This is a genomic window from Paenibacillus sp. GM2FR (assembly GCF_002803325.1).
Lineage (GTDB): Bacteria > Bacillota > Bacilli > Paenibacillales > Paenibacillaceae > Paenibacillus_AQ > Paenibacillus_AQ lautus.
The window spans coordinates 667,797-683,484 of record NZ_MKZM01000009.1 but is presented as its reverse complement, the minus strand read 5'-3'; the positions used below and the strand labels follow the sequence as shown (position 1 = coordinate 683,484).

Sequence of the window (15,688 nt, the reverse complement as noted above, 5' to 3'; positions counted from 1 at the left end):
TGACCCATTATTTTCCATGTGTATTATACAAAAAAAGACAGCCTCCACACCAACGGAAGCTGCCTTGCTCGAAACCTGTTCTAACATCCCCAATTCCAAACCAAACTTGATGTTATACCTTGCTAACCTCAGCTCCGTCCTCTACGACGGCCTGAGCCTCGACAGCGGACTGCTCGCCCTGCCATAACAGCTGCATCTCTTCGCTCGTGGCGAGCAGCTCAGACAAGCTGCCCTCCGCTTCGATCCGGCCATCCTTCATGACGATGATATGATCGGCCTTCGAAAGGGCTGCCCTGCGATGCGATACCGCGATGCAAGTGACGCCCTGCTCCTTGAACAACCCATCCCATACCAGCTGCTCCGTCTCCACGTCCAGCGCGCTGGACAGATCATCAAAAACGAATAAATCCGCGCCCGTAATCAGCATGCGTGCCGTAGCCGCCCGCTGGATTTGTCCGCCCGACAGCATAACGCCCCTCGGACCGACCAACGTCTCCAGTCCCTGATCCAGATTCTCGATATCCTTCTCCATGACGGCCAGACGGATGGCCCGTTCCAGAGCTTCCTCCGTCCGCTCTTTCTTCCCTTGAACAATGTTCTCTCTCAAGGGATCACTAAACAGCCTAGGAACCTGCGGTGTATACGCCGCCCGAGGAGGCATAAGGAAGGTTGCCGGATCCACCTCTTCCCCGTTCCAGCGGATCGTCCCTTCCTGCTTCGGCAGCAGACCCAGCAATGTCCGGACAAGCGTCGATTTCCCCGCTCCGATTCGTCCTGTCACCACCAGAAACTTGCCGCGCTCCAAGCGGAAATTAATATCCGATATGCCATTCTCCGAATTCGGGTAATGATATGATAAATTCTTGACTTCCAGCTCCTGCAGCTTCTCCCCCGGTTCTCTGTGAATAACGGGCAGTTCCGGCGGCTCTTCGTTCAGATACGTTTCCCGTGCCTCAATAATCCGGTCTTCCTCACCAGGACGGAACAGCGAGCGCATCCGGTCAAAGGAAACCTTCAGCCGCTTGTGCTGGAACACCATATACCCGAACAAGGAAATACTGAAGCCGATATTAGCCAGGTAAGACGTAAACAAAGCGAAATCCCCGACGGTAAAATGCCCGGCCTGCATTTCAGCAGCGCACATCAGCAGAATTAGGCCCGTACAAATGCTAAGCACATGCTGATTCAAGGATCGCATCCATTGTTTGAACAGATTATCCTTCAGCGCTGCCTGCCGGCGGTCTTCGTTCAGCTTCATGAAGCGCTCATGAACATGATCCTCGGCCTGCCCGAGCTTCAAGGCTTGAACCGCACCGAAGGTTTCCGCGATAAAGCTGGTAATGCGCCCCGTAGCTTCCCGGTTCTTTAGCCCGTAACGACGCGCGCGGTTGCCGGACAGATTGTTCAGGAGTGTGACCACTACGAGTGGCAGCACGGCCACCAGCATAATCTTCCAGTTAATGCTCGCCATAATGACTACGGAGACGAGGGCAAAAACGAGGCGCCCCCAGAAATCCACCCAGGATTCCACGTATTCCACAACTTCTTCCACGTCATCGCGGAAGCGGCTCATCGCCTCCCCTGGAGAAGCCGGCAAATTCCGCCCCGGCCAGCGCATGATCCCAGCCAGCATGTTCGTGCGCAGAATGGCCTGAATGTGGTAAATATACGTTACCCATTGATAAAAGGCCGCAAAGAATGTCCCCACCCGCGCAACCCTTACTACGGCAATGAAGATCAAAGGAACGGCCAGCCATACATAATCCGTCGAATTCGATGTAGCCCGGTCAAAAAACCACTGCATCCCAAGCCCGATCAATAGCGGCAAGGAATGAAATATGCACCACAACAGACCGTTGAATAAAAATAATGAAGGCTTGAAACGAAATAGGCGCCCTATAAAACCCGTGATGGTCATGCCAGTTCCTCCTCTCTGCCCGTGCTCAGCAGCCTGGCATAATGAGATGCCGGATCTTGTGCAAGTGCTTCCCGTGCGCCGAATTCCAACATTCGCCCGTCACCCAGCACCATAATTTTATCCACCTGCTCCAGCGTAGCCAGCCGGTGCGCGATGATGATGCCTGTACAGCGGCTCATCAGCTGATCCACGGCTAACTGCAGCATCGCTTCCGTTGCGGCGTCTAGGCGTGAAGACGGTTCATCCAGAATCACCAGGCTCGGCTGCGTCAAAAATACCCGGGTTAAAGCGAATAGCTGCGCTTCCCCCGCGGATAGCGATGCTCCGCCTGTGGTCAAATGCGTATCCAGACCTTCCGGCTGCGCATCGATCCATTGCCGAAGCCCCAAGCGCTCCGTCGTTTCCAGAATGAACGCATCCGACACGCCATGATCGAACAGCGTCAGGTTGTCACGCAGCGAGCCATCAAACAGCTGCACATCCTGCGTGACCATCCCCACCCGGCGGTAAAGCGCAGGCAGCTTCAGCTTCGTAATATCCGTCCCCCCAACGCGAATCACACCGCTGTCGATGTTATACAATCGAAGCAGAATACGGCTGAGACTCGACTTTCCGCTGCCGGTACGTCCGATAATGCCCAGGCGTTCGCCTGGTTTGACTTCAAAGTTGATGTCTTTTAGCACCGGTTTATCCTCGTTATAACTGAAGTTGACGCCCTCAAATTCCAAACCGAGCGCTCCCTCCGGAAGCTCTTCTTGTTCTCCGTCTACAATCTCGCTCTTATTGGACAGCAGCTCTCTGGAACGCAGCATGCCGGATTTTGCCTTTTGGAACTCCTGCACCTGGTCACCAAGCATTTCGATCGGGTCATTCAGCATCTGCGTATATTGATAGATTAGGAAGAGAGTCCCCAGCGTAATTTCACCGATCAAATAATAGCGAACTCCTAGTAACAGGACAGCCGTAACCGCAAGGGCAAACAGAATCACCGTGGTATTCCAAGGGACGACGCGAAGCATCCAGGCTTTTCTTCCTTTCAGGAACACGCTGCGCATCATGCGATGAAACCGATTCATCACATACGGCACATTGCCGTTCGCCTGTACATCCTCAATGCCGGCAATGCGTTCCTCAATTAATCCGAACAGCGAAGCGCTGGCTTCACGTTCATTCTTCGAAGAATTGACGCCCATATTCCGGATGAACACCATGAACAAAATGGACAGCAGTGTAAACACCGTCATGACGATCGCAATCGGCAGATTCACCGTGAACATAAATCCTAGTATGCCGGCAAGCAGCACAAAACTTCCGATGACCTGCACGATGAACATCGCGAAAAAATTCGAAATATTCGTCACGTCGCCGTCAACCCGTTCAATCATCTCGCCTGGCGTTTTCACATTATGAAATCGCATATCCAGCCGCAAGCAATGCTTCAAAAGATCGCCGCGAAGCCGGTTGGTCGCGCGCCATGAAATATCGTTCCCCATATAGCTGACAGCTACGGTAATCAGCTGGTTAAAGACAGCCACGACCAGAAACAAACCCGCCAGCTGAATCAGCGTGGCTATAACGCCGCCTTCGGCTGCCGTGTCAATAAACCGTTTGACAATCTGCGGATTCAGAAGCTGCAAGCCTGTCGACGTCAGCAGCATCACGAGTAGCAGTATCAGCCGCCCTTTAACCGGTTTCAAATACCGCAGCAGCCATGACATTGAAACCTTTTCTTGTTTGGGCACAGTGCCCACCCCCATATGCAAGCAAGTATATACGGACCTCCATTCCCCATTTAGCAAGGCGTGGCGGCAGTAAATCATTACCAGTCTACATGAAATCCACAGTCATTCCTAGGTAAAGAATAATTATAATATGCAAGTAAAAAAAGCAAACGAACGCCTAACTTCTGCATCTATGCAGAGCTGGCGTTCGTTTATTGTGCTAGAATATAGCGTTGGTCATTCTCTCGTTGTTATCGTAATGTGATTTGTGCCTTGTCCTGATCTTCAAGCTTGATTACCAAGCTTTCTTTAGAATCAGCTACGCTATCGGGTACTTCTATGACAACAAATCCGGATTTCTTAGCCAAAGGCTTGATGCTGCCTGTTCCCAGATCCCCATCGATCATGGTTACCGTATAGTTATACTCATATTCCTCTTTGAATATGGCTTTCATACTTACGCCACCAATTATGGATGTGAAATCCTTTGCCTCTTTACCATTATTGGTGACCGTGTAATTTAGAATAAGGAACTTGTTCCCTTCATCAGCACTTGATGAAAACATATCTGCGCTTACTTTTTGATCAAACTCAAACGAATCTAGCACGACTTCCCAATCACCTAAGGTGAATTTTTCTCCAGGTTTGTTAGAAACCTCTTTTGGTTCCTCTTTTGGCTCCTCTTTGGCTGGCTCTGTTGTTGCTTCTTTGCTCGGCTCATCCTTAACAGTCTCCCCAGCTGCATTTGCACTTTCGTTCTGCTTGGCCGAGTCGCTGCTACTAGGATTATTTCCGCATGCCGAAATAACTAAAAATGCACAAATCATCAAAATCAAACCAAACTTTGTTCTCATTTACTGACCTCCGTGTAGGTAATATATACCACATTATCATACCATATATGATTTTTCTATTATTTTCTTAATATTTCGACATTTTGTCTTATGCAAGATTTAAAGCATTTTTTAGGGAATTTCCATCTTTTCTTCCTATATAAATCTAGCAAGTCAATACCTGCTTCAAAAAAAAGCGAATCCGATAATTCAGCATACTCGTATATGTATAATAGAGTGACGTGCAACTTTTTGGAGGTGGGCATAATGAATACTGGGATCAGTGGATTAGACGGACTGGATGAAGAGAAGCTATCAGAAATTCGCGAAAATGCCGCAAGGCTCTCGGACATGAAACAAGAAGTGCCCGTGGAAGAACTGTTCTCGGAATCATTTATTCAAAGACATACCAAGTTTTCTTCGATCGGTCACTTGCTGAAAGCTGCAGGTTATGAGGGAAGCACAGATGAAGAGTTTGACGAATTCATACTAGGACACACGATTAATCCATTTATCGTTGAACATACCCCATTTCGCAGCTGGCAGGATTTTCAGGAGCTAGCCGTATCCGCTTATATCACGAAATGGCTGGGACTCTAAATATTCAATCCAACATCCGCCTTTGCACAGGCGAGGGAAGATAACCAAAGAAGCCCCTCTAACCGAAATGTTAGAGGGGCTTCTGATATATTTTTTAAGGGGTGCTTTTATCATAAACTCCGAATATTAATGGGAGCTTAAATTATGATTAAAGGGACATAAATTGTTCGATGGGGCACAAAATATACTCCCCCCACCAATGGTGGTTTGCATGTGCATGGAGGAGTACTGTTCCTTCCTATTTCAAAATAATCAGGTGTATTTTATTCGGTTGTAACTGTTGCCGTCTTGGTCTTGTTATCCCAGACCACCTTGGCACCTAATGCCTCACCGATGGCCCGAAGCGGCACATAGGTCACGCCATGCTCAAGCTTGCCATCCGCGATCTGCTTCCCGTTTACGATGACATTTACTTTATCCTCCACCGTAACAGCCCCCTCTTTCTTCTGAAGCCCCAAATACTTACCAATGCCATTCACATGTCCGAGCACAATAGAATCCATAACATCCTGCCGTTTAAGCTTGGCTGCATCAGCCGCCACATCGATAAACAAGTTTTCGGTTAAGACAGCAGGCATCTTAGATTCACGGACCATATGCAAGTTAGCGGCCTTCTCCCCCCGATCGATGACTCCAAAGGGTTTAATGGCACTCATGACCTCCGTATGAATAACATTCTGCAATTTTACCGAACCAGAGTTTGCCGAGGTATATCGATATGACTCAAAGCCCCCGGCACCGCCACCCGCGTTACAATGGATGCTAACTAGGATATCGGCACCAGCGGCGTTTGCCTTACGAGTCCGCTCGGCTAATTCAAGGAACACATCTGAAGACCGGGAGAGTAGTACTTGGACATTGCCATATTCAGCTTCCAATCGTTTCTTCACAGCAAGAGATACGGCTAACACGATTTCCTTCTCCTGTAGGCCGTTTCCGGTTGCTCCGGAATCCTTCCCGCCATGCCCTGCGTCAATCCAAACCTTTTTCACGATCATTCACCGCCTTTGTAGGTTGTTGAATAGCCCGGTGATCCATTACAGCGAAGGCAACTGCAGCAATTTCTTCCACTAATGCTTCCACGCTTATATTAGGCAAGCAACTGTAAGTCCTACTGCAAGGACGAGTATAATATATAAGATACTCCACTCTGGTGCATTCGGTGTTTGCTTGAGCCTATATTGAAGGGCCTAGATACAGTTTCAAGTCACCTTTTGAGCATAGGCACAAGCCTCTTGTTTTACATTTAATGGAACCCCGAAATTGAAATTTGCGTATTGTCGTGTAAGGGATTGATTCTACGGTTTACCATGTTCGTCGGTGCCATTCATATCTGGCTTGGTCTATTCATATTCAGATATTCCGAAGAAATGGCAATCCGAATGAATTGGGATGAATACCATTTTATTTTCATTGAGCCTTTGGTGAGGGGCGGATTATATGTCTGGTTTTGTACTTATCGTGTTTGCTGTCGTGTTTCTTATACGTGGTTTATTGCGAATACGCAAACCCACATGGGGTTCCTTATATAGAATCTGGAGAATAAAGTACGAGTCTGAACCAGGTTCGGACTACATTCAATATATCAAATCCAGTGGACTTCCTCTGCTGATTCTGGGATCCATTTTATTCGTGGCTGGAATTCTAGTTTTAGTTCTTTGAGCATCTTTTATATGGCGGTTTGTCCAGGTCCTCGCCGTTTCCCGAGATCGATATACTGCCGATGGGTCCGCACTGGAAGCGACAGACAGCTGACTGCCAATGAAAATTTAATCAGCACAGACCATGATTCACACTTTACACAAAGTGGTTTCTCTCCTAACATCCCGGTAACACACATTCCGTACAATGTCCCTATCGCAACCCATTACATCGATGAAGGGATATGACAAAATGAAGAAGAAATTCAAGAAAATACTCGCGCTGCTGTTGCCGGTCACGATGATTGCGGCACTGCTGTCCGGTTTCGAAGCGTCCGCAAGTCCGGCCGCTTCCCCAGATATCGACAATAGCTTCAAGATGGCCATACTGCCGGATACGCAAAAGTATGCGCGCTACAAAAACGAGCTTTGGCTGTCGCAAACGAATTGGATTGCAAAGAACGCGCAAAAACAAAATATTGTTTTCACCGCACATTTAGGAGATTTGGTCGATCGTGCTGATGAAGATTACGAATGGCGCAACGCCGACGAAGCGATGAAAGTACTTGATAAAGCCAAGCTTTCGTACGGTTTTTTGGCAGGAAACCATGACGTGCTCAACTCGCAGCAATACGACAACGAGCGGGATTTGGCCAAGGAACCGTTTTTGAACTATTTTTCGACAGACCGGATGAAGAACATTCCGGGTTTTACCGGCCATTCTGAGAACGGATTTAATTCCTACTATATTTTTGATGGGGCCGGGAAAAAGTACATGGCACTCTTCCTGGATTGGAGAGCGTCCGAAGAGACGTTGAAGTGGGCTCAAAAAGCAATCGACAAACATCCAACGTACCCGGTCATGGTGTTCACCCACCAACTGCTGAACATTTCCAACGACAAAAAATCAGCCGTCATGACAGATCACGGGCAATTTCTATGGGACAAGCTGATCGCGAAGAACGATCAAATCTTCCTCACCGTAAACGGTCATCATCATGGTTATGCTCACACGATCAAGAAAAATAACAAAGGTCACGACGTCGTTATGATGGTCGTTGATTATCAGAGCGCCTTCCATGGCGGCAACGGAATGTTACGAACATTTGAATTCGATATGGAGAAAAACCGCATTCATACATCCTCCTTCTCCCCATGGGTTATGGGAATGCCGGAGAAACAAAGAACCCCGTTCGATGAGGAGAGATTAGTAGACGATTTTAACGATTTTACAGTCGCGATGGATTTTGAAGAACGGTTCTCCGGATTTCAGCCCAACATTTCTGTCAATAAAGAAGTACCGAAAGTAGAAGGTACAGTCGCTTACTGGCAAATGGACAACCGTTCGGCCGCTGAAGGACAAGCTGTGGCAGGCAAGGGAGCAGCGGTCAAAGATCTTTCCGGAAAAGGCAACGATTTGTACCGTATCGACGAAGGCGACGCCAAGCCAGGCGATTTGGTCTGGTACAAAGGAAATGCGCAAAATCCGCAAAGCAATTCGGGCATTCGCTTCTTCAACAACAAATCGGAAGAGAAAGGCTCGTATTTGCAAACGTCCGATCAAGCACCTATCAATGCATTGACATTCCCGAACGGATATACGATTGAAGCGGTCGTGAAGATCGGGCCTGATTTTGACGCCGACAAGCATTCCTGGATGGGCATTCTGGGCCGGTACGGCACCGGACAGGACGTTGGCAAGAAAGAAGGCGACGCCGAGGCTCCGCTAGCAACGTTGGCTGTCTCAAGCTTGCGTGAAATTCAATGGGCGTCCTTCCCGCTCAATTATGGAAGCGAGCAAACGAGTTGGTCCTGGGAAATGGACGACAGCTGGCACCATATCGCGCTGGTCAACGAGGGGCAATCAACGAAGATGTATATCGACGGCGTGGAAGTACTGCGCAATCCCGACACGAAGCCGCGGGGCATTGCCACGATCGGCAAACCGTGGATTATCGGCGCGAGCCAGTATGCCAATAAGCTGGACGGCGTATTTAACGGATGGATCAGCGAAATTCGTATCGTCGACCATGCACTGGAGAAAAAAGATTTCTTACCCTAGCTAGACGCATGCGCAAGCGCCGGGATGATTCCCGGCGCTTGCAGTGCTCCTGCTCGCTTTTATTCTGAGTTTTTCTGCCAGAGATATTTGAGTTGCTACTGCTAAGGTTGATCAATATATAAAAGCTACGGGAAATTCATTCTTGGAGGCGAATTTAAAACTATCTTTAACAATGATCACAAAAACAGCGCGGCCCCGAAAAAACGGGAAGCCGCGCTGTACTTATGTTTATGAAGATGCTGGTGAAGGGAATTGAACCCCCGACCTACGCATTACGAGTGCGTTGCTCTACCCCTGAGCTACACCAGCAAATGTGGTTCGATGTTATTCCTCACGAAACAACAAAAATTATTATAATACTTCAGCAACAAAATGCAAGCCCTATTCTTACGGAAATATCCTCCGAAAATGGCGGCATTACCCGCCTAACTTCTCCTGCACGGACTGGATCTTCTGTTTGCTCGAGGAAACTTGGTCCCTGCGGTCGTCGATCTTCACGGAAGTCGATACGCGCTGGGCACCGGACAGAAAAGGTGCTTCATGCAAAGCCTCAATCGCCCGCCAGATCATGCTGAGCTCTCCCTCGATGATGGTACTCATCGAAGTCAGCTCATAGGATATTCCATCCTGCTGTTTCAATATACGCTGCATCTCGGCAACATAAGAGCTTAAACTCGTTGTTGCGGTTCCGATCGGAATCACCGTTACCTCCGCTATAGCCATCTTTTAAAACCTCCCTCGTTCCCATCTCATCTGTTATGGAATGCTTTAAACTTCCGGATACAGTTATCATATCAATTCTAGCCCTTCATATCAAAGTCCGTCCGTCTTTAGCTCCACACAAGATATGGTGTTCCTTCCTTGTCTCGTCCATACGAATACATCTTATTTTGTCAAAACGATAATATACGTGGTATCAGCGCAGAAAAGGTCGCATTTGGTCACAATTCAGGAAATGTTATGGCCTTTTGGCAGTTTCTTAACTGGCACAATGACCGCTCGTTTGCTATAATTCTTTTTGCGTTCAATTTTAAGAATATGGTTTACAAACACAATATATTGGGTTAAATTAGATTAACAACAACCAAATATAGTGTATGTAGGTGCCGGATCAACCTATAAGGCAGTCCGGCTTAATAGGGAAGCATGGTGTAAATCCATCACGGTCCCGCCACTGTAAGGGCTCTTAGGCTGTTTATGAACATCTGCCATCCGCATACGACATATGCCACCGAGGAACCGGAGCAAGGTCCCGGGGAAGGCAATGTCGAGGGAAGAAGCCCAAGTCAGGAGACCTGCCTATATACAGATAGACACCAACCTACGGGGTTTTAGGTAAGTGTTCGTTAAACTTGCGTCTGTACATAACATCTTGCCCGTTCACGGGCTTATGGCAAACGTCATTTTCGAAACACAGCGCACGGACATTTTCAAGCCTGCCCGCGGGTTTTAGAAAATGTTTTTTTGATGTCCTTTTTCATATTTCCCCCGAAGAAAGCGAGGAATTTATTCATGCCCCAGCTCGTAGTTAAACCGAACAACCGTCAGCTCGCCTTTGATGAAATTCGTCTCTCCGTCTATGCCGACCGGACTCTAAAAGGATTGGACATGCTCGATAAGGAGCGTCTGCTTCGCGGCGTCAATGCCAAATTGCGCGGTGAGCAAGTTACCGGCGAAGAAATCAGCAGTGCCTTCACGATGTCCGCCCTTGAGCTTGTAACCAAGGAAGAGCCGAATTGGAAGTTTGCAGCTGCGCGTTCGTTTCTGACCTCTTTATATAAAAAAGCGGCCACCAACCGCCGATACAAAGCCTATCCGGAGGAACCGTACGGTGCCTTCTACCCGCTCATTACGGAGCTTGTACAGAAAGGCATCTATCGCGAGGATCTTCTGACCAGCTACACCAAAGAACAAATCGAAGAGCTCGGCGAATACATCGATCCAAGCCGCGATCTGCTGTTTGATTACATCGGTCTGTTGACGCTGGCTGAGCGTTACCTGGCAAACGACTTTGACGGTCGCGTCATGGAACTTCCGCAAGAACGCTATATGGTCATCGCGATGTTCCTCATGCACAACGAGCCTGCCGACAAGCGTCTTGACCTTGTCAAAGAAGCCTACTGGGCCATGAGCAACCTGTACATGACGGCTGCTACGCCGACCATGTCTAATGCAGGCAAAAAAGTAGCCGGCCAGCTTTCCAGCTGCTTCATCGATACCGTGGACGACTCCCTGGAAGGAATCTTCGATTCCAACACGGATATCGCTCGTCTCAGCAAAATGGGCGGCGGCATCGGGGTCTACCTCGGTAAAGTCCGTGCACGCGGCTCTGACATCCGCGGTCACAAGAACACCAGCTCCGGCGTTATCCCTTGGATTCGCCAGTTGAACAACACCGCTGTTAGCGTTGACCAATTGGGAACTCGTAAAGGCGCAATCGCCGTTTACCTGGATGTGTTCCACAAAGACATCCTGTCCTTCCTCGATCTGAAGTTGAACAACGGTGACGAGCGCATGAGAGCACATGACGTGTTCCACGGTGTATGTCTACCTGACCTGTTCATGGAGGCTGTAGAAGCACGTGAAGAGTGGAGCCTGTTCTGTCCGCATGAAGTGAAGAAAATCATGGGCTGGAAAGACGAGAGCGGCCGTCCGCTGGGCTTGGAAGACTTCTATGATCAAGGTCAAGGCGAAGGCGAATTCCGTCAAAAGTATGCTGAAGCCGTGGCGAACCCGCTGCTGCCGCGCATTACGGTACAAGCCATCGACATTATGAAGCGCATCATGAAATCCCAGCTTGAGACGGGCACGCCGTACATGTTCTACCGCGACACGGTCAACCGTGCGAACCCGAACTCTGCGCATGGCATGATCTACTCTTCCAACCTGTGCACCGAGATCATGCAGAACCAATCTCCGACGGTCGTTGAGCAAGAGGAGCTGGTTACGAAAGACGGCCAAACCCGGATCGTGATTTCCAAAATCCCTGGCGATTTCGTTGTCTGCAACCTGAACTCCATCCATTTGGCTCGTGCTGTACCTGCCGGTGTGCTGGAGCGTCTCGTTCCGATCCAGGTTCGCATGCTGGATAACGTCATCGACATTAACAATATTGAAGTTCTGCAAGCTCAATACACCAACAGCCAATATCGTGCGGTCGGTCTCGGTACCTTTGGTCTGCACCACTTGCTGGCGCTGGAAGGCATCCGCTGGGAATCCGACGAAGCCGTTGCCTATAATGACAACCTGTATGAGCACATCAACTACCTGCTCGTCAAATCCAGCATGGAGCTGGCCAAGGAAAAAGGCCACTATCCGAAGTTCAAAGGCTCCGACTGGGAGAGCGGCGAGTACTTCACGTTCCGCGGTTACACCGACGGCGAGCATGAAGGTAAATTCGTAACCACCGAACAATGGCGCGAATTGCAGCAAGAAGTACAAGCGAACGGTGTCCGAAACGCATGGCTGTTTGCCATTGCGCCGAACGGCTCCACTTCGATCATCGCGGGTTCCACGGCGAGCATCGATCCGTTGTACGAACTTCTGTCTTATGAAGAAAAAACCACCTATAAAGTGGCTAACCCGGCTCCGGATCTGTCCGAAAAAACGATCTGGTACTATAAAACGGCTTTCTTGATCGACCAGCATTGGTCCATCAAAATGGCTGCCGCCCGTCAGCGTCACGTTGACCAGGCGCAAAGCTTTAACCTGTATGTCCGCCCTGATATCCGGGCTTCGGAATTCCTGGAGCTGCACCTGCATGCCTGGAAAGCCGGCATCAAGTCCACGTACTATGTACGCAGCCGTGCGCTGACGATTGAAGAGTGCGAAAGCTGTGCTAGCTAACTGTCGATAGACCTAATTTCGAACCCACCCAAACCCTCCCTTCCAAGGGAGGGCCCCAAGGGCTCTGCCCTCTGGACACCCGCAAGGTGTGCATGGTGTGAATGAGGCGCTTCTACGTTATTCTGGTGGCTAGGAGCGCTTTCTCCCTTCGGGAACGCTGGAATGTAGTGCGGAGGCTAATGAGTTACTTCGTGCGTTTAATTGAGCTGCTGTCTGCTGGGATCGCTCTCCCCTTGGGAATCGCTTCTCATGCGGTGCAGGGACCATGTGTTACTTCGTGCGTTTGGTTGAGCTTCTGCCTGCTGGGATCGCTCTCCCCTTGGGAATCGCTTCTCATGCGGTGCAGGGACCATGTGTTACTTCGTGCGTTTTGTTGAGCTGCTGTCTGCTGGGATCGCTCTCCCCTTGGGAATCGCTTCTCATGCGGTGCAGGGACCATGTGTTACTTCATGCGTTTGGTTGAGCTGCTGTCTGCTGGGATCGCTCTCCCCTTGAGAATCGCTTCTCATGCGGTGCGGGACTACTGAGCTACTTCGTGCGTTTTGTTGAGTTACTGCCTGCGTGGATCGCTCTCCCTTCGGGAATCGCTTCTCATGCGGTGCAAACAAGCATCAAACGGCTGCATGCGGGTGTTCCCCGCATAGCAGGAGTGTATAAGCTTTCTAAATAGAAGACTACAAGGGTAAGGGTATCCAATCGGAAGAGTTTACGTCCGCATTTGGGAGTCCTTTGCAACCTTAAAAATACATTCAGGCAAAGGGCGGACAACAAGCGGCTGGAGATGGATACCCGTCCCGTGAATATGCTGGGAATTGTCCCTCAGCTTTGCCTATTCGCCGCCCTATCATGATATACAAGGAGAGAAAATCGGCATGCAAATGCAAAAGATATTTAACACCGAAGCACCCAACCGCTCCACTCGCGTCATTGAAGGTGAATGCTCCGGGATCTTGAACTGGAACGACATTCGGATGCCTCATATGTATAAGCTGTATAAGGTCCTGCTGCTGAACCACTGGATCGCAGACGAGATTCCGATGTCCAAGGATGCGCAGCAATTCCCCCGCCTGGACCCTGAAGAGCAGCGCACCTTCAAGATCAACATCTCCCTGCTCGCTGTTCTGGATTCCATGCAGACGATGTTTGTAAGCGACGTGAAGCGTTATTTCACCGATTCGTCGCTCGAAGCCATCTCAGCCATCATCGGTCAGCAAGAGGTGGTTCACAACCAATCCTATTCCTATGTTCTTTCCTCCATCGTGTCGGAGCAAGAGCAGAAGGAAATCTTTGAATACTGGAAGCATGATCCGGTACTTCTGGAGCGCAACCAGTTCATCTCGAACATTTACCAGAACTTCCGCGACAATCCGTCGCCGCAATCCTTCTTCGAAGCGATGGTAGCGGACCTGATCCTGGAAGGCATCTTCTTCTACAGCACGTTTGCCTTCTTCTACAACTTGGCTCGTGACCAGAAGATGATGGCAACCAGCCAGATGATCTCCTATATTCAGCGTGATGAGAACCAGCACTGCTACTTCTTCGCCGAAGTGTTCAAGCAGCTGCTCAAGGATTTCCCTGAGCTGAACTCCAAAGAGAACATCGACTACCTGTACCGCACCATCGACCGTGCCGTCGAGCTCGAAACCAACTGGGCCCACTACACGCTCAGCAATGTGCGCGGCATCGATCTGAACGAATTGGGCGATTACATCAAGTACATCGCAAACCGTCGCATCACCATGATGGGTCTGGAAAAAGCCTACGAAGGCGTGGACGTTAACTGCATGCCGTGGATCAAGCCTTTCTCCGATGAAGCCCTCAACGCAACGAAGACCGACTTCTTCGAAGCTAAATCCCGTAACTACGGCAAAGTTGGCGACGACAACGGTTTTGACGATCTATAAGCTCCTCTCCATAAACACAAACCTCCGTGATCCCTTAACAGGAATCCACGGAGGTTTTTTTATTACTACATATGATCGGCCACAGTCCATTTCTCTTACTTACGGTTTATAAGTGCTACCCCTTGGCTGCCCATACCTCGATCTCTACCTGAATGGACGGCATCGCCAGTGCCGGCACGTAGGCCATCGTCATGGCCGGCGCCTTCCCCCCGTGGAATTTCTCCCATACCTGGTGGAAGTGATCCCAGTCGACCTCCTGAGCCGCCCAAATGTTGATTTTGACGATATGATCCGCCGACATCGCTTCCGCAGCCAATAACCTCTCAATGTTCGCCAAGGTATTCTCCACCTGCTGCTTCATATCTTCCGGCAAGTTCCCTTCCCTATCGGTTCCCACCTGACCGGAGAAGACCACCAGCCCGGCCCCTCTCGGAACCTGGGTTACATGGGTATAAGGCCCGATCGGCGGGGCGATAACAGGCGGATTATACCGCTGAATTGGAGACGGCTGCTCCTCATCGGCTTCATTCAAAATAGCCAGCGTCTGATGGTCCTCCCACTTTCCGTTAATCTTTACGTTTTTCCTGGCAATGCCCTCCTTATGGAATCCGGCTTTCAAAAGCACTTGGATCGAGCCCAGGTTGTGCGGCATCACGCCGGCCTCAATCCGGTGAAACTTCAATTCCTGAAAGGCAAACTTCACTACCAATTGAACCGCCTCGGTCATATAGCCCTTTCCGTTATGGTCTTGGTCCAGAAAATAACCGATCCAGCAGCTCTGCAGATTCCCCCGCACCACTTCGGTCAGCATAATCTCGCCGATCAACACTCCGGTGTCCCGCAGTCCAATCACATAGAGATACCCCTGATCCGCCTCGCTGGATTCCCGGGCCTTTCGAATCCGTTCGAGTTGTCCTTCACTGGTGTAGAATTCGTCTCCTCTTAAGCCCGTGAACCGTTGGAAAAAATCCCGGTTATCCAGCTCAAGCTTCAGCAGTGCCTCTACATCCGATTCCTCTACCGACCTGACATAAATCTGTTTCCCTTGCATGAACATGGTACACCTCTCCTTTGTTCGAATCATTTAGAAATGCAAAAAAACACCACAGCGCACCTGTGGTGTACATGCCGATCTATGCAACCACAAGCAAGCGACCTGTGGTG

At 49.7% G+C, this 15,688-nt stretch carries 10 protein-coding genes, 1 tRNA gene and 1 riboswitch; of the genes, 4 read left to right on the top strand and 7 right to left on the bottom strand.

The features are described from left to right. Positions 1-112: 112 nt before the first annotated feature. The 3 genes from PAEVO_RS24065 to PAEVO_RS24055 form a co-directional block, all read right to left on the bottom strand. The gene (locus tag PAEVO_RS24065; RefSeq protein ID WP_100540038.1) at positions 113-1,918 is read right to left on the bottom strand and encodes an ABC transporter ATP-binding protein; all 1,806 of its coding nucleotides are present in this window, start codon (positions 1,916-1,918) and stop codon (positions 113-115) included. Further along, positions 1,915-3,660: an ABC transporter ATP-binding protein gene (locus PAEVO_RS24060; protein WP_100540037.1), complete on the bottom strand. Its 1,746-nt coding sequence runs from the start codon at positions 3,658-3,660 to the stop codon at positions 1,915-1,917. The genes PAEVO_RS24065 and PAEVO_RS24060 overlap by 4 nt, the downstream gene beginning before the upstream one ends. Positions 3,661-3,890: 230 nt before the next feature. Further along, positions 3,891-4,493 (bottom strand): DUF4352 domain-containing protein, encoded by a 603-nt coding sequence (locus PAEVO_RS24055; protein ID WP_243390913.1) that lies wholly within the window; start codon positions 4,491-4,493, stop codon positions 3,891-3,893. Between the two features lie 246 nt (positions 4,494-4,739). On the opposite strand from PAEVO_RS24055, the gene PAEVO_RS24050 reads away from it, so the two are divergent. Beyond that, the gene (locus PAEVO_RS24050) at positions 4,740-5,072 is read left to right on the top strand and encodes a hypothetical protein (protein WP_100540036.1); all 333 of its coding nucleotides are present in this window, start codon (positions 4,740-4,742) and stop codon (positions 5,070-5,072) included. A gap of 263 nt (positions 5,073-5,335) precedes the next feature. Here the strand turns inward: PAEVO_RS24050 and PAEVO_RS24045 are convergent, their stop codons facing one another. Next, positions 5,336-6,064: an N-acetylmuramoyl-L-alanine amidase gene (locus tag PAEVO_RS24045; protein ID WP_100540253.1), complete on the bottom strand. Its 729-nt coding sequence runs from the start codon at positions 6,062-6,064 to the stop codon at positions 5,336-5,338. 901 nt (positions 6,065-6,965) lie between these two features. Between PAEVO_RS24045 and PAEVO_RS24040 the strand changes: the two genes are divergently transcribed. Further along, positions 6,966-8,774, top strand: a complete 1,809-nt coding sequence (locus PAEVO_RS24040; RefSeq protein WP_165789745.1) for a LamG-like jellyroll fold domain-containing protein — start codon at positions 6,966-6,968, stop codon at positions 8,772-8,774. A gap of 237 nt (positions 8,775-9,011) precedes the next feature. On the opposite strand, the gene PAEVO_RS24035 is transcribed toward PAEVO_RS24040, so the two are convergent. Together PAEVO_RS24035 and PAEVO_RS24030 are read right to left on the bottom strand one after the other, a co-directional pair. Further along, positions 9,012-9,083, bottom strand: a tRNA-Thr gene (locus PAEVO_RS24035). A 108-nt stretch (positions 9,084-9,191) separates the two neighbouring features. Beyond that, the gene (locus PAEVO_RS24030) at positions 9,192-9,497 is read right to left on the bottom strand and encodes an MTH1187 family thiamine-binding protein (protein ID WP_100540034.1); all 306 of its coding nucleotides are present in this window, start codon (positions 9,495-9,497) and stop codon (positions 9,192-9,194) included. Positions 9,498-9,858: 361 nt separating this feature from the next. Beyond that, positions 9,859-10,091: riboswitch (cobalamin riboswitch) on the top strand. Positions 10,092-10,286: 195 nt separating this feature from the next. Between PAEVO_RS24030 and PAEVO_RS24025 the strand changes: the two genes are divergently transcribed. Beyond that, positions 10,287-12,620, top strand: a complete 2,334-nt coding sequence (locus tag PAEVO_RS24025) for a ribonucleoside-diphosphate reductase subunit alpha (protein WP_100540033.1) — start codon at positions 10,287-10,289, stop codon at positions 12,618-12,620. 872 nt (positions 12,621-13,492) lie between these two features. After that, the gene (locus PAEVO_RS24020) at positions 13,493-14,524 is read left to right on the top strand and encodes a ribonucleotide-diphosphate reductase subunit beta (protein WP_100540032.1); all 1,032 of its coding nucleotides are present in this window, start codon (positions 13,493-13,495) and stop codon (positions 14,522-14,524) included. Positions 14,525-14,639: 115 nt separating this feature from the next. Here the strand turns inward: PAEVO_RS24020 and PAEVO_RS24015 are convergent, their stop codons facing one another. Continuing rightward, complete coding sequence (locus tag PAEVO_RS24015) at positions 14,640-15,581, bottom strand: GNAT family N-acetyltransferase (RefSeq protein WP_100540031.1); 942 nt, start codon at positions 15,579-15,581, stop codon at positions 14,640-14,642. Positions 15,582-15,688: the final 107 nt, after the last annotated feature.